The sequence below is a fragment of the Azospirillum formosense genome, assembly GCF_040500525.1.
Lineage (GTDB): Bacteria > Pseudomonadota > Alphaproteobacteria > Azospirillales > Azospirillaceae > Azospirillum > Azospirillum formosense_A.
This window is the reverse complement of sequence record NZ_CP159403.1, coordinates 846192-863250: the sequence shown is the minus strand read 5'-3', so window position 1 is coordinate 863250 and position 17059 is coordinate 846192. Positions and strand designations below refer to the sequence as shown.

Annotated in this window: 17 protein-coding genes; 6 read left to right on the top strand and 11 right to left on the bottom strand. The window is 68.8% G+C overall.

All coding sequences use genetic code 11. The features are described 5' to 3' along the window. Positions 1-65 precede the first annotated feature (65 nt). On the bottom strand, positions 66-2450 hold the full coding sequence (locus ABVN73_RS17100; protein WP_353859497.1) for a Tex family protein: 2385 nt from the start codon (positions 2448-2450) through the stop codon (positions 66-68). A 396-nt stretch (positions 2451-2846) separates the two neighbouring features. Between ABVN73_RS17100 and hyfB the strand changes: the two genes are divergently transcribed. From hyfB to nuoB, 6 genes are read left to right on the top strand one after another with little or no spacing between them, the layout of a single operon-like run. After that, entirely contained in the window at positions 2847-4892 is a 2046-nt protein-coding gene (hyfB, locus tag ABVN73_RS17095; protein WP_353859496.1) for a hydrogenase 4 subunit B, read from the top strand. Further along, complete coding sequence (locus tag ABVN73_RS17090) at positions 4889-5845, top strand: NADH-quinone oxidoreductase subunit H (protein ID WP_353859495.1); 957 nt, start codon at positions 4889-4891, stop codon at positions 5843-5845. The genes hyfB and ABVN73_RS17090 overlap by 4 nt, the downstream gene beginning before the upstream one ends. A gap of 1 nt (position 5846) precedes the next feature. Next, positions 5847-6509, top strand: coding sequence for a hydrogenase-4 component E (locus tag ABVN73_RS17085; protein WP_114858200.1), 663 nt, complete (start codon positions 5847-5849; stop codon positions 6507-6509). Further along, complete coding sequence (locus ABVN73_RS17080; protein WP_353859494.1) at positions 6506-7963, top strand: hydrogenase 4 subunit F; 1458 nt, start codon at positions 6506-6508, stop codon at positions 7961-7963. Before ABVN73_RS17085 ends, ABVN73_RS17080 begins: the two co-directional genes overlap by 4 nt. A 10-nt stretch (positions 7964-7973) precedes the next feature. Continuing rightward, the gene (locus ABVN73_RS17075) at positions 7974-9515 is read left to right on the top strand and encodes a nickel-dependent hydrogenase large subunit (protein ID WP_353859493.1); all 1542 of its coding nucleotides are present in this window, start codon (positions 7974-7976) and stop codon (positions 9513-9515) included. An 11-nt stretch (positions 9516-9526) separates the two neighbouring features. Next, positions 9527-10048 carry an NADH-quinone oxidoreductase subunit NuoB gene (gene nuoB / locus ABVN73_RS17070; RefSeq protein ID WP_353860798.1) on the top strand — a complete coding sequence of 174 codons (522 nt, stop codon included), beginning with the start codon at positions 9527-9529 and terminating at the stop codon, positions 10046-10048. 8 nt (positions 10049-10056) lie between these two features. On the opposite strand, the gene mazG is transcribed toward nuoB, so the two are convergent. From mazG to ABVN73_RS17020, 10 genes are all read right to left on the bottom strand, one after another. Beyond that, on the bottom strand, positions 10057-10866 hold the full coding sequence (gene mazG, locus ABVN73_RS17065; RefSeq protein ID WP_137140978.1) for a nucleoside triphosphate pyrophosphohydrolase: 810 nt from the start codon (positions 10864-10866) through the stop codon (positions 10057-10059). Positions 10867-11043: 177 nt separating this feature from the next. Next, a complete protein-coding gene (locus tag ABVN73_RS17060; protein ID WP_353860797.1) occupies positions 11044-11463 on the bottom strand; it encodes a hypothetical protein in 420 nt (139 codons plus the stop codon). A 72-nt stretch (positions 11464-11535) separates the two neighbouring features. Beyond that, on the bottom strand, positions 11536-11802 hold the full coding sequence (locus ABVN73_RS17055) for a hypothetical protein (RefSeq protein ID WP_353860796.1): 267 nt from the start codon (positions 11800-11802) through the stop codon (positions 11536-11538). 133 nt (positions 11803-11935) lie between these two features. Beyond that, on the bottom strand, positions 11936-12748 hold the full coding sequence (locus tag ABVN73_RS17050) for an inositol monophosphatase family protein (protein WP_353860795.1): 813 nt from the start codon (positions 12746-12748) through the stop codon (positions 11936-11938). Further along, positions 12745-13311, bottom strand: coding sequence for a hypothetical protein (locus ABVN73_RS17045; RefSeq protein ID WP_353860794.1), 567 nt, complete (start codon positions 13309-13311; stop codon positions 12745-12747). The genes ABVN73_RS17050 and ABVN73_RS17045 overlap by 4 nt, the downstream gene beginning before the upstream one ends. Before the next feature lie 65 nt (positions 13312-13376). Continuing rightward, complete coding sequence (locus ABVN73_RS17040) at positions 13377-13661, bottom strand: hypothetical protein (RefSeq protein WP_353860793.1); 285 nt, start codon at positions 13659-13661, stop codon at positions 13377-13379. Between the two features lie 172 nt (positions 13662-13833). Then, entirely contained in the window at positions 13834-15093 is a 1260-nt protein-coding gene (gene hflX / locus ABVN73_RS17035; protein ID WP_353860792.1) for a GTPase HflX, read from the bottom strand. A 52-nt stretch (positions 15094-15145) separates the two neighbouring features. Next, positions 15146-15394 carry an RNA chaperone Hfq gene (gene hfq, locus ABVN73_RS17030; RefSeq protein WP_035675971.1) on the bottom strand — a complete coding sequence of 83 codons (249 nt, stop codon included), beginning with the start codon at positions 15392-15394 and terminating at the stop codon, positions 15146-15148. A 95-nt stretch (positions 15395-15489) separates the two neighbouring features. Further along, entirely contained in the window at positions 15490-16188 is a 699-nt protein-coding gene (locus ABVN73_RS17025; protein WP_353860791.1) for an HAD family hydrolase, read from the bottom strand. Next, on the bottom strand, positions 16185-17051 hold the full coding sequence (locus tag ABVN73_RS17020) for a D-amino-acid transaminase (protein ID WP_353860790.1): 867 nt from the start codon (positions 17049-17051) through the stop codon (positions 16185-16187). The genes ABVN73_RS17025 and ABVN73_RS17020 overlap by 4 nt, the downstream gene beginning before the upstream one ends. Positions 17052-17059: the final 8 nt, after the last annotated feature.

Below are 17059 nucleotides of genomic sequence, written 5' to 3'. Positions count from 1 at the left end.
AACCGTCCATGGGGAGAGTACCGGGGTGTGTCCGGCACCCGCCCCACGCTGCGCCCGTCGCGGCCTTACCGCTTCTTGCCGGCCTGTGCCCGCGCGAAGGCTTCGGCGAAGGCGTTGTTGATCGGCTCCGGCGCCTTGGCGGGCTTCGGGGCCGGCTTGGGAGCCGAACCGCCCTTGCCGGGCGGCGGACCGCGGCGGTCGTCGCGGCGTCTGTCGTCGCCACGCGGACCATCTCCCCGTTGGCCGTCTCCCCGACCCTGGCCCTTCTCCGGGCGCGGGGCGGCGTCGGTCAGGCGCATGGTCAGGCCGATGCGCTTGCGCGGGATATCGACCTCCATCACCTTGACCTTCACGATGTCGCCGGCCTTCACGACGGTGTGCGGGTCCTTCACGAAGCTGGTGGACAGCTGCGAGATGTGAACCAGGCCGTCCTGGTGCACGCCGATGTCCACGAAGGCACCGAAGGCGGTGACGTTGGTCACCACCCCTTCCAGAACCATGCCGGTCTGCAGGTCCTTCAGCTCCTCGACCCCCTCCTGGAAGGTGGCGGTCTTGAATTCCGGACGCGGGTCGCGGCCCGGCTTCTCAAGCTCCTTCAGAATGTCCTCGATCGTCGGCACGCCGAAGCGCTCGTCGGTGAAGTCCTCGGCGTTCAGCCCGCGCAGGAAGCGCGCGTCGCCGATGACGCTGCCGAGATCCTTGCCGGTCTTCTTCAGGATGCGCTCGACCAGCGGGTAGGCTTCGGGGTGGACGGCCGAGGTGTCGAGCGGGTTGTCGCCCTCGCGGATGCGCAGGAAGCCGGCCGCCTGCTCGAACGTCTTCGGGCCCAGGCGCGCCACGTCCAGCAGCTGCTTGCGCGAGCGGAAGGCGCCGTTGCGGTCGCGGTGCTCCACGATGTTGCGGGCGATCGTCTCGTTCAGGCCGGACACGCGGGTCAGCAGCGGAACGGACGCCGTGTTCAGGTCCACGCCGACCGCGTTCACGCAGTCCTCCACCACCGCGTCGAGCGATCGGGCGAGCTTGCCGCCCGACACGTCGTGCTGGTACTGGCCGACGCCGATGGACTTCGGCTCGATCTTCACCAGTTCGGCCAGCGGGTCCTGAAGGCGGCGGGCGATGGAGACGGCGCCGCGCAGGCTGACGTCCAGCTTCGGGAATTCCGCCGCCGCCGTCTCGGAGGCCGAATAGACCGACGCGCCGGCCTCGCTGACCACCAGCTTGGTGAGCTTCAGCTCCGGGTGGCGCTTGAACAGGTCGGCGACCAGCTTGTCCGTCTCGCGGCTCGCCGTGCCGTTGCCGATGGAGATCAGCTCCGCCTTGTGGCGCACCGCCAGGGCGGCGATGGTGGCGATGGAGCCGTCCCAGTCGTTCTTCGGCTGGTGCGGGTAGACGGTGGCCGTGTCGACCAGCTTGCCCGTGGCGTCCACCACGGCGACCTTCACGCCGGTGCGGATGCCGGGGTCGAGGCCGATGGTGGTGCGCGGGCCGGCGGGCGCGGCCAGCAGCAGATCGTGCAGGTTGCGGGCGAAGACGCGGATGGCCTCGTCCTCCGCGCGCTCGCGCAGGTCGCCCATCAGGTCGGTCTCGACATGCGGGCCGATCTTCAGTTTCCAGGTCCAGCGCACCACGTCGGACAGCCACTTGTCGGCCGGGCGGCCCTGGTCGCGGATGCCGGTGTGGGCGGCGATGGTGCGCTCCGCCGGGTGGGGCTGGCCTTCCTCGACCGGCAGGTCCAGGCGGATGTCCAGAACGCCCTGCGTCCGGCCGCGGAACAGCGCCAGCGCGCGGTGCGAGGGCACCTTCGCCCAGGGCTCGTCGAACTCGAAGTAATCGGAGAACTTCGTGCCCTCGGCCCGCTTCTCCTCGATCACTTTGGCCGTCACCACGCCCTTGTCGGCCATGGCGGCGCGCAGCTTGCCGACCAGCTCGGCGTCCTCGCCGAAACGTTCGACCAGGATGTGGCGGGCGCCGTCCAGCGCCGCCTTGATGTCGGCCACTCCCTTGTCGGCGCTGACGAAGCCGGCGGCCTCGGCCTCCGGCTGGAGGGACGGGTCGGCGAGCAGGCGATCGGCCAGCGGCTCCAGCCCCGCCTCGCGGGCGATCTGGGCCTTGGTGCGGCGCTTCGGCTTGTAGGGCAGGTAGAGGTCTTCCAGGCGCGTCTTGGTGTCGGCCTGACGGATCTGCCGCTCCAGTTCCGGCGTCAGCTTCTCCTGCTCGCGGATGGAGGACAGGATGGCCTCGCGCCGGTCCTCAAGCTCGCGCAGGTAGGACAGCCGCTCCTCCAGCGTGCGCAACTGCGTGTCGTCGAGCCCGCCCGTGGCCTCCTTGCGGTAGCGGGCGATGAAGGGAACGGTCGATCCTTCGTCGAGCAGCTTGACGGCCGCGGCGACCTGGGATTCGCGGACCGAGAGCTCGTCGGCGATGCGTTGGCTGATGGACGTGGACGGCATGGAGGACCGGTGACTGGTGAAAGGGAAGGGGGCCTCCTATAGCGCGAAGCGGGCCTGCCCGGCCAGTGCCGATCTGGGAGAGGCCGGACAGACCGTTCCGGAGTGGACGCGCGAGTCACGGGTCCGGTCTTTGCGAAAAAGTATAGTCAAAGAAAAAAACCGCGCCCTTTACGCGTCGTTAACCTTAACGGACGTATATCTTCCCCTGCAACTTGGTTGCGTTTCCTCCCGAACAGACTCCGGCGGCTCCCGATTTGGTGAGCCGCCTTTTTTCTGTGCGCGTGGCGCCCAAGGCACGCGCACCCGCAAGATGAATGCGACAGAGTTTTTCCCCTTGCGTTCGTTGGGGGAAACATCCTTACTGAATGTGGGTCTAATCCAAACGGATTCGCTGCCTTGGGACTGGTCGTTTCGGCAATCGCCCTCCTGTTCGCCGTCGCCGTCGCGGGCGCCGCGGCGAAGCGGCTGCCGCAGGCGTCCACGCTGGTCTATGGCGGAACGGCGGGGGCTTGCGCGTTGATCGCGCTGTGGGCGGCGCTCCGGCTGGCCGGGGGCGGGCCGGACGCGACGATGAGCCTGCCGGTCGGTCTGCCCTGGATCCAGGCCCATCTGCGCGCCGACGCGCTGTCCGCGGTCTTCCTGATCGTCGTCAATCTGGGCGGCATCACCGCCAGCCTGTTCGGCTGGGGATACGGGCGCGCTCACCACGAGTCCCACGGCGCTTCCCAGGGCGGCTCCCAGGACGGTCCCGTCCTGCCGCTCTACCCGCTGTTCCTGGCGGGCATGAACATGGTGCTGATCGCCGCCGACGCCTTCACCTTCCTGCTGTCCTGGGAATTCATGTCGCTGGCCTCCTGGCTGCTCGTGCTCTCCACGCACCGGGAGCCGGAAACACCGAAGGCCGCGCGCCTCTACATCATCATGGCGAGCTTCGGCACGGCCTGCCTGCTGCTGGCCTTCGGGGTGCTGGCGACGGCCCACGGCGACTACAGCTTCGCCACCATCCGCGCCAACGCGCCGGAAGCCGGGGCGGCGGCGCTCGTCGTCGTGCTGATCCTGCTGGGGGCGGGGTCGAAGGCCGGGCTGGTGCCGCTGCACGTCTGGCTGCCGCTGGCCCATCCGGCCGCACCCAGCCATGTGTCGGCCCTGATGTCCGGGGTGATGACCAAGGTCGCCGTCTACGCGATGATCCGCGTGCTGTTCGACCTGCTGGGCGAGCCGGAGTGGTGGTGGGGCGGAGTGACGATGGGGTTCGGCGCGCTGACCGCCGTGATGGGCGTGCTCTACGCGCTGATGCAGGACGACGTGAAGCGGCTGCTCGCCTATTCGACGGTGGAGAACATCGGCGCCATCGTCATCGCGCTGGGGCTGGCGCTGGTCTTCAAGGCCGCCCACACGCCGGTGATCGCCGCGCTCGCCCTGGCGGCGGCGCTGCTCCATGTGGTCAACCACTCCCTGTTCAAGAGCCTGCTGTTCTTCGCGGCGGGCGCCATGCTGACCGCCACGGGGGCGCGCGACCTGAACCGGCTGGGCGGGCTGATCCACCGGATGCCGACCACCGCGGTCCTCGCGCTGATCGGCGCCGCGGCGATTTCGGCACTGCCGCCACTGAATGGCTTCGTCGGTGAGTGGCTGCTGTTCCAGGCCATCCTGAACGCCCCGGCCTTGTCGGAATGGTCGCTGAAGATCGAAATCGCCGTGGTCGGCGCCGCCCTGGCGCTCGCCACCGCGCTTGCCGGCGCCTGCTTCGTGCGCCTCTACGGCATCGCCTTCCTCGGCCGTCCGCGGTCGCGCGCCGCCGGAGAGGCGGTGGAGGTCGGGCGGGCGATGCGGCTGGGCATGGCGGTTCCGGCGGTGCTTTGCGTCGTGCTCGGCGTGCTGCCGACCCCGCTGATCCGCCTGTTCGAGCCGGCGCTGCGCCTGCTGGTCGAGGCCGGGCCGTTTGACGGGCGCGCCTACCAGCCGTGGTTCTGGCTGGCCCCGACCTCGGCCATCGGCAACTCCTACAACGGCCTGATCATGCTGGTGGTGATCGCGCTGCTGTCGGTCGTTCTGGTGCTGGGCATCCACCGCAAGGCGAGCGACCGGGTGCGCTGGTCGATCCCCTGGGGCTGCGGCTTCGACGGGCCTGACCCGGCGGCGGTCACCCAATACACGGCCTCCAGCTTCGGCCAGCCGATCCGCCGCGCCTTCGGCAGCACGGTGTTCCGCGCCCGCGACCATGTGGACATGCCGGCGCCGGGCGACACGCGCCCGGCACGCCTGTCGGTGACCTGGACCGACCCGGCCTGGGTCGTGGTGGTGGAGCCGCTGGCCCGCGCCGTGGGGTGGCTGGCCGAGAAGGCCAACCGGTTGCAGTTCCTGACCATCCGCCGCTACCTGACCCTGATGTTCCTGGCGCTGGTCGTGCTGCTGGTGATGGTGGCGGTGACGCAACGATGACGCTTCTGCTCGCCACGCTGTACCAGATCCTGCAGATGCTGCTGGTGCTGGCCTTGGCGCCGCTGCTGACCGGCTGGGTGCGGCTGGTCAAGGCCCGGCTGGTCGGGCGGCGGGGGCCGTCGATGCTCCAGCCCTACCGCGATCTGCTGCGGCTGCTGCGCAAGGAGGTGGTGCTGGCCCGAAACGCCTCCTGGCTGTTCCGCGCCGTGCCCTACATGATGTTCACGGCGATCTGGCTGGCCGCCGGGCTGGTGCCGATCTTCACCACGCAGCTGGCGCTCGCCCCCACGGCGGACCTGATCGCGCTGATCGCGCTGCTCGGCTCGGCGCGCTTCTTCCTGGCGCTCGCCGGGATGGACACGGGGACCAGCTTCGGCGGCATCGGCTCGTCGCGCGAGATGATGATCGCGGCTCTCGCCGAGCCGGCGATGCTGATGATCGTCTTCTCGGTGGCGATCCTGGTCCGCAGCACCTCGCTCGCCGAGATCGCCGATTTCATGGTGTCCGGCGCGGTCGGGCTGCGCATCTCCCTGGCGTTGGCGCTGATCGCGCTGGTCATGGTGGCGATCGCCGAGAACGCGCGCATCCCCATCGACAACCCGGCCACGCATCTGGAGCTGACCATGGTCCACGAGGCCATGGTGCTGGAATATTCCGGCCGCCATCTCGCCCTGGTCGAGGCGGCGAGCATGCTCAAGATGCTGCTCTACATGGCGCTGATCGCCTGCGTCTTCGCGCCTTGGGGCATGGCCACCGCCGGGTCCGGCGTGGCCGCCGCGCTGGGCGGCGTGGTCGTCTTCGCGGCGAAGCTGGCCGTCGGCGGCACCCTGCTGGCGCTGTTCGAGACCTCCATCGCCAAGATGCGCGTCTTCCGGGTCGGCGAGTTCCTCGGAGGCGCCCTGCTGCTCAGCCTGCTCGGCGCGATCTTCCTCTACGTGTCGCGGGGGGTGTGAGGTGAGCGACCTGGGTTATGACGCCGCGCACATGCTGGGGGCCGTCGTCCTGCTGATGAGCTTCGCTCTGCTCTACCAGCGGCGGCTGTTCTCCCTGCTCAACGTCTTCACCATGCAGGCGCTCGCCCTGACCGCGACCGCGGCGTGGCAGGCCTACTCCCATGGCGAGCCGCATCTCTACATCACGGCCCTGCTGACCCTGGTCCTCAAGGCCATCCTGATCCCGGTGGCGCTGCACCGCATCATCGTGAAGATGAAGATCCACCGGACCATCGAGCCGGCGCTGGGGATCGGGCTGACCATGGTGGCGGGGGTGTCCCTGGTCACCCTGTCGATCCTGCTGGTGCTGCCGGTGACCGCCGACGCCACCGCCCTGACCCGCGAGAATCTGGCGCTGTCGCTGTCGGTCGTCCTGCTTGGCCTGCTGATGATGATCTCCCGGCGCAATGCGGTCAGCCAGGTCGTCGGCTTCATGTCCATCGAGAACGGGCTGATCCTGGCGGCGGTCGGGGCGGCCGGCATGCCGCTGGTGGTCGAGATGTCGGTGGCCTTCTCCGTCATGGTCGCCTTCATCATCTTCGGCATCTTCCTGTTCCACATCCGCGAGCGGTTCGACACGCTCGACATGCAGAAGATCGAGAGCTTCCGGGGGGAGAGCGATTGAGCGCCGTCGCCATCATCGTCGCCACCCCGCTGATCGGCGCTGCCGTCCTCGCCCTGGTTCCCGGCCACCGGCTGGGCGCGCGGCTCAACATCGGCTTCTCGGCCGTCACGCTGCTGGCGTCGCTCGTGCTGTTCGGGCTGGAGCCGTCGAGCGGTGCGCTGTTCGTGGTGGACGCCTTCAACATCTACCTGATCGCGCTCACCGCCTTTGTCGGGCTGACCACCAGCGTCTTTTCCGCCGGCTACATCGCGCATGAGATCGAGGTCGGGAAGCTGGACGAGCGCAAGCTGCGCTTTTACCACGCCATGTACCAGGCCTTCATGTTCACCATGCTGCTGGCCCTGTCGGCCAACAACCTGGGCGTCATGTGGGTGGCGGTGGAGGGGGCGACGCTGACCACCGTCCTGATGGTCAGCCTGTACCGCACCGCGGCCAGCATCGAAGCGGCGTGGAAGTACTTCATCCTGTGCGGCGTCGGCATCGCGCTTGCTTTGTTCGGCACCATCCTGATGTACATGGCCGCCCAGCCGGTGATGGGACCAGGGATGGCGGCGATGACTTGGACCGAGCTGATGGGTCACGTCGCCAAGATCAGCCCGGCGATCCTCAACCTCGCCTTCGTCTTCCTGCTGATCGGCTACGGCACCAAGGTCGGGCTGGCGCCGCTGCACGCCTGGCTGCCGGACGCCCACGCGGAGGGGCCGACGCCGATCTCCGCGGTGCTGTCGGGCCTGCTGCTGAACGTGGCGCTCTACGCCGTGCTGCGCTTCAAGATGCTGCTGGCGGCGAACGGGCAGGCCATCGCGCCGGGGCCGCTGATGATCGCCATGGGGCTGGCCTCGCTGCTGCTGGCCGGGCTGATGCTCTACCGGCGGCGCGACGTGAAGCGCTTCTTCGCCTACAGCTCCATCGAGCATATGGGCATCATCACCTTCGCCTTCGGCATGGGCGGGCCGCTCGCCAATTTCGCCGGGTTGCTGCACATGGCCATGCACAGCCTGACCAAGTCGGCCATCTTCTTCGCGGTCGGCCACGCCGTGCAGGTGACGGGGACGCAGCGGATCGAGCGGATTTCCGGCCTGACGGTCAGCCATCCCGCCCTCGGCTGGGGTCTGCTGGCCGGGGTCGTGGCCATTGCCGGGCTGCCGCCCTTCGGCGTCTTCATGAGCGAATTCCTGCTGGTCACCAGCACCTTCGCGCGGCAACCGCTGCTGGCCCTGCCGCTGGTGGCCGGTATTCTGGTCGCCTTCGGGGCGCTGGTTCTGCGGGTCCAGCAACTGTGCTTCGGAGCGCCCGGCACGGTGGAGAGCAGCGGAGTGCCGGTGGCGTCGGTACCGGTGCAGGGAACGCTGGTTCCACTCTACGCGCATCTGGCGCTGGTGCTGGTGGCGGGAATCTGGCTGCCGGGACCGCTGGTCGCGTGGTTCCAGACCGTCGCGGCGCTGCTGGGGTAGGGGAGGCGGCATGTACGGGGAAGAACCGCTGTTCGGCCTGTTGAACCGCATCGGCACTCTGGTCGAGGGGCACCGGCCCTGGCCGCGCTACCGGCTGGGCCGCGACGGCTGGCTGCGCCTGATCGAGGGGCTGGCCGGCAACGGCTGGAGCCTGCTCGGCCTGTGGGGCGAGCCCAAGGCGGTCCACGCCGCCTTCCGCGAGGATTTCTCCGGCGACGTCGCGGTGGTCAGCCTTGACTGCCCGCAAGGCCGTTTCCCGAGCCTGAGCGCCGTGCGCCCCGCCGCCAACCGGCTGGAGCGCGCCGCCCACGACCTCTACGGCTTGGTGGCGGAGCGCACGACCGATCCGCGTTCCTGGCTGGATCATGATGCGTGGGGTGTGCGCCGCCCGCTGTCCGATCAGCCGGCGGCCCCGGTGCCCAACCCCGGCCCCTACACCTTCCTGCCGGTCGAAGGCGAAGGTCTGCACCAGATTCCGGTCGGCCCGGTCCATGCCGGCATCATCGAGCCCGGCCATTTCCGCTTCACCGCCAACGGTGAGACGGTCGTCCGGCTGGAGGAGCGGCTCGGCTACGTCCACCGCGGGGTGGAAGGGTTGATGCAGGGCAAGCCGGCGGCACAGGCGGCGAGGCTGGCCGCCCGCATCTCCGGCGACGCGACGGTGGCGCACAGCCTCGCCTTCGCCCGCGCGGTCGAGGCGGCGTTGGGGGTCGAGGTGCCGGCGCGGGCGGTGTGGCTGCGCGCCCTGATGGCGGAACTGGAGCGGATCGCCAACCATCTGGGCGACATCGGCGCCATCTGCAACGACGCCGCCTTCGCCTTCATGCTGGCCCAGACCAGCCAGTTGCGGGAGCGGGTGCTGCGCACGGCGGATGCCTGCTTCGGGCACCGTCTGATGATGGACCGGGTGATCCCCGGCGGCGTCGCCACCGATTTGCCCGAGCGCGGCGCCGGCCTGCTGCTGGAACTGGTGGCCGAACTGCGCAAACGCTTCCCGCCGCTGGTCGCCATCTATGACGGAAAGGCGTCCTTGCAGGACCGCACGGTCACGACGGGATTCGTGTCCGCGGAGCTGGTCACCCGCTTCGGCGCCGGCGGCCATGTCGGGCGGGCCTCCGGCCGCGACCAGGACGCCCGCCGCAGCCCCGGCTACGCGCCCTACGACGAACTCGCCTTCGAGGTGCCGGTGCTGACCGAGGGGGACGTGAACGCGCGGGTCTGGGTGCGCATCCGCGAGGTGGAACAGTCGTTGTCGCTGATCGAGCAGATCGTCACCCGCCTGCCGGCGATCTCCCGCGGCCTGGACCATCCGTCGGTCGCGCTGGACTCCGGGCGGGGCGGGGAGGGCATGGCCCTGGTCGAATCCTTCCGCGGCGAGATTCTGACCTGGGTGCGGCTGGACGGGGAGGGCGTCGTCACCCGTTGCCACCCGCGCGACCCCTCCTGGTTCCAGTGGCCATTGCTGGAGGCGGCCATCGGGGGCAACATCGTTGCCGACTTCCCGCTGTGCAACAAGTCCTTCAGCTGTTCCTACGCGGGACACGACCTGTAAGGAGGCCGCCGATGCTGAAGCACATCCTGACCTCCCTGACCAGCGGCCCGGTCACCGAAACCGCCCCGGCGCCCGCCGATCCGGCCCTGGCCGAGCTGGCCGGAAAGCTGGACAAGGCCGCCAGGGCCCGGTTGGGCCGCAGCCTGTCGATCCGCGAGGTCGATGCGGGGTCCTGCAACGGGTGCGAGCTGGAAATCCACGCGCTGAACAACCCGGTCTACGATCTGGAGCGGTTCGGCATCCGCTTCGTCGCCTCGCCGCGCCACGCCGACGTCCTGCTGGTCACCGGACCGGTCGCCCGCAACATGCGCGAGGCGCTGCTCCGCACGTGGGACGCCACGCCCGGTCCGAAATGGCTGGTGGCCTGCGGCGACTGCGCGGTCAGCGGCGGGCTGTTCGCCGGCGGTTACGCCTGCGTCGGCCCGGTGGAGGCGGTGCTGCCGGTGGACCTGCGCATTCCTGGCTGCCCGCCGCGGCCGACCGATCTGCTGGCCGGACTGCTGGCCTTGCTGGAGACCAGCGCGGCGCGCTGACGGGCCGGTCAGGCCTCCCCGCGTTCCTCGCGCTTGGCCTGCTGCCAGAAGGCTTCCATCTCGTCCAGCGTCGCCTCCTTGGGTGTGCGGCCCTGCTCGGACAGCAGCGCCTCGATGCGGTGGAAGCGCCGTTCGAATTTGGCGTTGGTGCCGCGCAGCGCCGATTCCGGCTCGACCTTCAGGCGGCGGGCGAGGTTGACCAGCGCGAAGAGCAGATCGCCCAGCTCGTCGGCGACCCGGTCCGGGGCGGAGCCGCTGTCCATCTCATGCCGAAGCTCGCGGACCTCCTCCTCGATCTTGTCGAGGATGTCCCGTGCGTCGGTCCAGTCGAAGCCGACGCGCGCGGCTCGGTTCTGCAGCTTCAGGGCGCGGGTGAGGGCAGGGAGACCGGCGATCACGCCTTCCAGGGCGGACGGGGCGCGGCCCTCCTCGGCGGCCTTCGCGGCGCGCTCGGCGGCCTTGTGGTCCTCCCAGCGCGAGGTCTGCATGTCGGCGCCCTTCACCTCCTCGGCGCCGAAGACATGCGGGTGGCGGCGGATCATCTTGTCGGCGATGACGCCCGCAACCTCGTCGAAGTCGAACAGATTCTCTTCACGCGCCATCTGGCTGTAATAGACCACCTGGAAAAGCAGGTCGCCCAACTCCTCGCGCAGCGCCGGCATGTCGCCTTTCTCGATGGCGTCGGCCACCTCGTAGGCTTCCTCGATCGTGTGCGGCGCGATGGTGGCGTAAGTCTGCTCCAGATCCCACGGGCATCCGCCGTTGGGATCGCGCAGGCGGGCCATGACGTCGATCAGGCGGTCGATGTTGCGGGCCATGGGAAGGTCTTCTTCGGCGGCGGGGTGGGACGGGACAGCGACCTTAGCCGACCCGTCGCGGGGAGAAAAGCAAACACGCCCTGCCGGCCCATCAAAATCATATAAGTAAGATTATGGTAAATAAGATCGGGAGGAAGCGAGGAGGGCGGCTCTGGGCGCCCTCTGCACTCCGATGCGTCAGCCTCCGCGAAACCCTTTCAGGCTTTCGGCGGGCGGCGCCGGCGGGAAATCCGCTCCACGGGCGGCCTGGATGAGCGAGTCCACGAAGGACCGGTACGGATCGCCGGACGTCTGGGGCGCCTCCGCCGGCTCGATCGGCCCGTCATAGCCGGTGTCGCTCGGGACGAGCGCTCCATACTCCGCGCTGTCCAGGGTTGGCGACAGGAAAATCGAATGGGTCGTCGCGTCCGGTTCGCCGACATGGCGCTGGGAACGCGTCAAAGAGAAATTCCCGTCGGTGTCCGGCATCGACAGGATCATCACGCCATGCTCCACCGCCTCCTTGTCCCGCGCGTTCTGCCGCGCGTCGTTGTCGAAGGCGCTTCGCGGATAGACGCTCTCGATGCTTGAGGGATCGTGGATGTTGGCCGTTTGCATGGATCACCCGCCGTTGTTGCGTTGGTCCAACACATGGTGGCGATGGCGGGTTCCGAGGGACCTCGGTCCATTTCACTCCATGGAATGTGCGTGCGTGGCCGGCCGCGCCTTCCGACGCTGTGGCGGCGCCACGCTGAGCACCGGCTCGGCGTCGATCGCGCGAACCACCTCGTGATCCAAGGCGACGTCCGCGGATTCGGACTCGGTGGAGCACTGCGTCACGCCGGCGGCTTGGGCCGCGCCGCCTGGGGGCTGACACTCGGCGATCCGCTCCGCGCAGGCCGTGGGCGCCAGCAGGGACGCCACCAACAGCACGCGCTTCAGGGCAATGGCCTTCATGATCGGGCGCTCCGCAAGGCTCACGGCGGCCGTTTCCGGCATCCTGGCACTATAAGGCCGCCGTGCCCACGGAGTTCCCGCCGAATCCGGTCCCCGCCGGAGGACGTGTGCGGTAGTCCGGTGCGCCCCCGCCTTAGCCGAACAGATGCCGGTGCATCGCTTCCCAACTCGCACGGTCGGGTGTCAGCATCACCCCACCGTTGAGGGCGGTCGGACGATAGGGCGAGCCGTCGAACAGCGCGCTGTAGCCGCCGGCTTCCGCGTGGAGCAGGACGCCCGCCGCGTGATCCCAGGGCATCAGGCGATGGTACATCGAGAAATGCGCCCGGCCATCGAGCAGGCGCAGATACTCCTGCGCGGCGCTGGACAGGCAGACGCGCGGGCCGAGGGAGCGGCCGCGCTCGTCCAACTGGCGTCCCAGGTCCTCCGCGCAGAATCGCGTCGACAGGGCTCCGGTCATCTCGGCCAGGGGGACCGCCGGGGCGACCGTGACGCGCGTGCCATTCAGGTAGGCGCCCTGCCCTTTCACCGCCGTGGCGATGCGCCCGTCGCACGGGTCGTAGATCCAGCCGGCCAGCGTCTCGCCGCGGCAAGCCAGGGCGATGATGACCGCGAAGAGCGGCCGCCCGTTCGCGAAATTCAGCGTGCCGTCGATCGGGTCGATGATCCAGACCGGCGCGTCGCCGTGGATGCGGTCGAGCAGGGACTTGTCCTCGGAGACGGCCTCCTCCCCCACCACCGTGCTGCCGGGAAGCAGGTCCAGCAGGCGCGGCGTCAGGGCGCGCTCGCCCGCTTCGTCGGCCAGGGTCACGAGATCGGCCGGCCCGGTCTTCTCGCGGATGCCGGCGTTCGCCAGATCGCGGAAATAGGGAAGGATTTCGCTTTCCGCGACCTCGCGGATGATCGCGGAGACACGGTCGACGTCGGGAATAGGAAAATCTGTCACGGTTTCGGTGCCGCTTTGTTGGATCGGGGGTCTAGTCTCAGGACCGTTCCGCCATCCTTCGGCGGTTCCGGCAGCATGACTTTGCCGTCCAAACCACTGTCTTTCAACGCTTTGACCAGCGCGTCATAGGTGGCTTGATCGGCCGCGGGGTTCGGGGCGGGCGGCGCGCCGGTCAGGGGACCGGGTTCCGGCGGCTTGCGCGGCGCGTTCGGATCGGGCGGGGACTGTGGCACGTCGCGCGCCTCGCGCGTCTCCTCCTTGGGCGGCGGCGGGGGCGGACGCCACAGGCGGAAGCAGTCGGTGAAGGTCGCTTCCTTGCAGGCCTTCAACAGTTCCTTGGGGTCCGGCGCCACCACGAGCGGGCCGAGCGGCGCCGGTGGAAACTCCGCGGGTTCCGGCGGCAGGGGATCTTCCGGCGCGACCGGCGGCTCCTCCACGAATCCCGGCGGCAGCACCCGCTCGGCGGCGGTGGCGGAGCCCGCGAAGGCCAGGAACGCCAGAAACAGGAGAGCGATCGGGACGCGCAAGGGAATCCGAAAAAAGAAAGCGGGCCGAGCGTCCATTATGGCGCCCTGCCCGCTGCATAGCCACGGACAAATCCTTGTTCCGGCACGACGCCCGCCCCCGGTCAGGAGCGCGGGAGGCTGTCGCTCGGGGTGGCGTGCAGCGCCCAGGCGGCCAATTCGGACCGCAGGGCGGCAATCTTGCTGCTTTCCGTCGGGTTGGTCTCCTTGCGCCAGGCGTCGCTGATGATTTCCAGCAGACGCGCGCGGCCGGCGGTGTCGCGCGACAATTCCTGGATGCGCAGCACCGCGGCACCGGGCGACAACTGCTCCTGCCGGGCGACCAGGGTCACCTGGTCGGCCAGAAAGGCGGTGATCGAAAAGTGTGTTGGATCGGTCTGCAAACGCATAGGCGGGCCTCCTCCCGGGGATAACCCATCGGCTCCCCGGCTCAAATATCGGGGGCGCGTTGGGAAAAGGCTACACCTCGGACGTCGTAGGACGGGGCTGAAATCGGGCGCGTCATGTCGTCGCATGTGCACGAACGAATTATGACGCGCCCGTTTCCTTTATGGCGAAAGATCAGCCGTGCACGAACCGTTTCTCGAAACGGGCCAGATCCGCCGGGTCGATGGCCACCTGGATGTGGGCCTGGACCTCGTCGTCCCGCCGCTCCAGCACCTCACCTTTTGCATAGAGCCACGCGAGCGCCGCTCCGTCCCCCAACTCGACGGACAGGTCCACCACATGGCGGTGGGCGTTCATCCGCTGGTCGAGCAGGCGGTCGAGATCGGCGATACCCGCCCCCGACAGGGCGGACACCGCCACGGCCCGCGGGTTGCGGGCCGTCTGGGCCAGGACCGCCTCGCGGGACTCCTCGTCCAGCGCGTCGATCTTGTTCAGTACCTCGATCACGCGGTCGTCTGCGTCCGGATCGATGCCCATGTCGCTCATGACCGTGTGCACGTCGGCCTTCTGAGCCTCGCTGTCCTGGTGCGACACGTCGCGGACATGCAGGATGATGTCGGCGGCGTCCACCTCCTCCAGCGTGGCGCGGAAGGCGGCGACGAGGCCGTGCGGCAGGTCGGAGATGAATCCGACCGTGTCCGACAGGATCACCTTGCGCCCGGACGGCAGGGTCACCTGACGCATCGTCGGGTCCAGCGTGGCGAACAGCAGGTCCTTGGCGAAGACGTCGGCGTTGGCCAGCCGGTTGAACAGCGTCGACTTGCCGGCGTTGGTGTAGCCGACCAGCGCCACCACGGGGTAGGGCACCTTGGCGCGCGCCTTGCGGTGCAGGCCGCGGGTGCGGCGGACCTCCTCCAGTTCCTTCTTGATCTTGACGATGCGGTCGCCGATCAGGCGGCGGTCCATCTCAAGCTGGGATTCGCCGGGGCCGCCGAGGAAGCCGAAGCCGCCGCGCTGGCGTTCCAGGTGGGTCCAGGAGCGGACGAGGCGCGATTTCTGGTAGGTCAGGGCGGCCAGCTCGACCTGGAGCATGCCTTCGCGCGTGCGGGCGCGGGCGCCGAAGATCTCCAGGATCAGGCCGGTGCGGTCGATGACCTTGACCTTGAGGGCCTTTTCCAGATTGCGCTGCTGCACCGGCGACAGCGCGTGGTCGAGGATGACGAGGGATGCCTCCGTCTCCTCCACGATCTGGGCAAAATGCTCCACCGTCCCCGACCCGAGTAGGATCGAAGGCTGCGGGCGGTTCACCCGCGCGCATTCGGCGTGCACGACCTCCAGATCGATGGCGCGGGCAAGGCCCACCGCCTCGTCCAGGCAGGATTCGGGACGGCGCAGGACCCCGTCCGCCTCATTGCGGAGGACGGGGTGGACCACGATGGCGCGGCCGGAGGCATCAGGCGTCCGGCCGTTGCCATTGGTCGGAAGATCAGACGTTTTCACCTTCCTTGGGCGGCTCGAAAAGTTGGATCGGATGCGCGGGCATCACGGTGGAAATGGCGTGCTTGTAGACGAGCTGCGAATGCGCATCGCGCCGCAGAAGCACCGAGAAGTTGTCGAACCAGGTGATGATTCCCTGAAGTTTAACACCGTTCACGAGGAACACGGTCACGGGAGTCTTGTTCTTGCGGACGTGGTTGAGGAACACGTCCTGCACATTTTGGCTTTTTTCAGACATTTTATGTCGCCCCCTTCTTCAGTGTTTTTTGGGGCTCCTTGTTGGAAGCCCGCCCCCTGCAGCGATAAGGTCATGGTTGGTCGCAACCGTCTCGACTACTGGTCATCCGATATGGTGTCACCACCGCTGCCCACCAAGCCGCACAATGCATGGCAGGTGTCGTACCGATGGGCCGGAGGGAAGCGGGTGAAGCCGCTGCCCTCGCCTGCCCCTATTAGCACCGGCACCATTCCCGCGCCATGGGCACATTCCATGTCGATGTCGGCGTCCCCCACGAACCAGACGTCCGGGCCCGGCGGAATGTTCGCCGGTTCCAGCGCCATCAACACCGGCGCGCCGTGCGGCTTGTCGAATTCGGCGTCCTGGGCGCCGACCAGACGGCCGAAATAGCCGGTCCAGCCCAGCGCGTCGGCCTCCGCCCGCAGGAACCGTCCGGTCTTGTTCGACACCACCGCCTGGTAGATTCCGCGCTCGGCGAAGCCGCGCAGCAGCGCTTCGGCGCCCGGCAGGGGGCGGAGATGCTCCAGGTGATGGGCCTCGAAATAGGCGTAGAAGAGGTCGCGCGCGTCGGTCCAGCGCTCGCCGAAGATGCGGGGGAAGCTGTCGCGCAGCGACTGCTTGATACGCTCCCGCGCCTCCTCCTCGCTCCAGGCCGGAAGACCGAAGGTGACCAGCGCGTGGTTCAGCGCGGCGCGCACGGTGCCCCAATTGTCGACCAGCGTGTTGTCCCAGTCATAGAGGACGGCGCGCGGCAGAACGGGAAGGCGGTCGATGACGGCGGCGGCGTCGCTCATGACGACGGCACCCCGGCGGCCACGTAATCGAGATAGGCCTGCCGCAGCGTGCGGGTGACCGGCCCCGGCTTGCCCTCGCCCACCGGCTTGCCGTCGATGCGGGTCACCGGCAGCGCGAAGGTGCCGGCGGAGGACACGAAGGCCTCGCGGGCGGCGAGCGCCTCCTCCACGGTGAAGCTGCGCTCCTCGACCGGAATACCGCGCTCCCCGGCCAACCGCAGAAGCGACAGCCGGGTGATGCCGTTGAGGATCTTCTGCGACGGGGCGCGGGTCACCAGCACGCCGTCCTGCGTGACGATCCAGGCGTTGGAGGAGGAGCCCTCCGTCACCGTGCCGTCCGGGTCGACCAGCCACGCCTCGTAGGCGCCCGATTCGGCGGCCTGCTGCTTCGCCAGCACCGGGGCGAGAAGACCGACCGTCTTGATGTCGCGCCGTCCCCAGCGGATGTCCGGCACCGTGACCACGGCCACGCCCTTCTCGAGTTGCTCCGGCTTGGCGAAGGCGGTGACCTTCTTGACGGTCATCACCAGCGTCGCCGGGATCTCCGCCGGGAACTTGAAGTCGCGCGGGGCGACGCCGCGGGTGACCTGGATGTAGAGCGAGCCGTTGCGGACGCCGTTCCGCCGCACCAGCTCGCGGGCGATCATCGTTACGACACGCGGGGCCGCCGGCCAATCCATGCGCAGCTCCGACAGGCTGCGGCCCAGACGCTCCATATGGCCGTCCAGGTCCGCGAAGCGCCCGTCGAGGAGGGTGACCACCTCATAGACGCCGTCGGCGAACTGGAAGCCGCGGTCTTCGACATGAACCGCCGCCTGCCGGTGCGGCAGGTAGCGGCCGTTGACGTATGCCCATCGAGCCATGGAGATTC

What these genes read in the sequence shown, in the direction of transcription:
- ABVN73_RS17100 (WP_353859497.1), bottom strand. Translation starts at nt 2,450, where the DNA reads ATGCCGTCCACGTCCATCAGCCAACGCATCGCCGACGAGCTCTCGGTC.
- ABVN73_RS17090 (WP_353859495.1), top strand. Translation starts at nt 4,889, where the DNA reads ATGACGCTTCTGCTCGCCACGCTGTACCAGATCCTGCAGATGCTGCTG.
- ABVN73_RS17075 (WP_353859493.1), top strand. Translation starts at nt 7,974, where the DNA reads ATGTACGGGGAAGAACCGCTGTTCGGCCTGTTGAACCGCATCGGCACT.
- nuoB (WP_353860798.1), top strand. Translation starts at nt 9,527, where the DNA reads ATGCTGAAGCACATCCTGACCTCCCTGACCAGCGGCCCGGTCACCGAA.
- mazG (WP_137140978.1), bottom strand. Translation starts at nt 10,866, where the DNA reads ATGGCCCGCAACATCGACCGCCTGATCGACGTCATGGCCCGCCTGCGC.
- ABVN73_RS17060 (WP_353860797.1), bottom strand. Translation starts at nt 11,463, where the DNA reads ATGCAAACGGCCAACATCCACGATCCCTCAAGCATCGAGAGCGTCTAT.
- ABVN73_RS17055 (WP_353860796.1), bottom strand. Translation starts at nt 11,802, where the DNA reads ATGAAGGCCATTGCCCTGAAGCGCGTGCTGTTGGTGGCGTCCCTGCTG.
- ABVN73_RS17045 (WP_353860794.1), bottom strand. Translation starts at nt 13,311, where the DNA reads ATGGACGCTCGGCCCGCTTTCTTTTTTCGGATTCCCTTGCGCGTCCCG.
- ABVN73_RS17040 (WP_353860793.1), bottom strand. Translation starts at nt 13,661, where the DNA reads ATGCGTTTGCAGACCGATCCAACACACTTTTCGATCACCGCCTTTCTG.
- hfq (WP_035675971.1), bottom strand. Translation starts at nt 15,394, where the DNA reads ATGTCTGAAAAAAGCCAAAATGTGCAGGACGTGTTCCTCAACCACGTC.
- ABVN73_RS17025 (WP_353860791.1), bottom strand. Translation starts at nt 16,188, where the DNA reads ATGAGCGACGCCGCCGCCGTCATCGACCGCCTTCCCGTTCTGCCGCGC.
- ABVN73_RS17020 (WP_353860790.1), bottom strand. Translation starts at nt 17,051, where the DNA reads ATGGCTCGATGGGCATACGTCAACGGCCGCTACCTGCCGCACCGGCAG.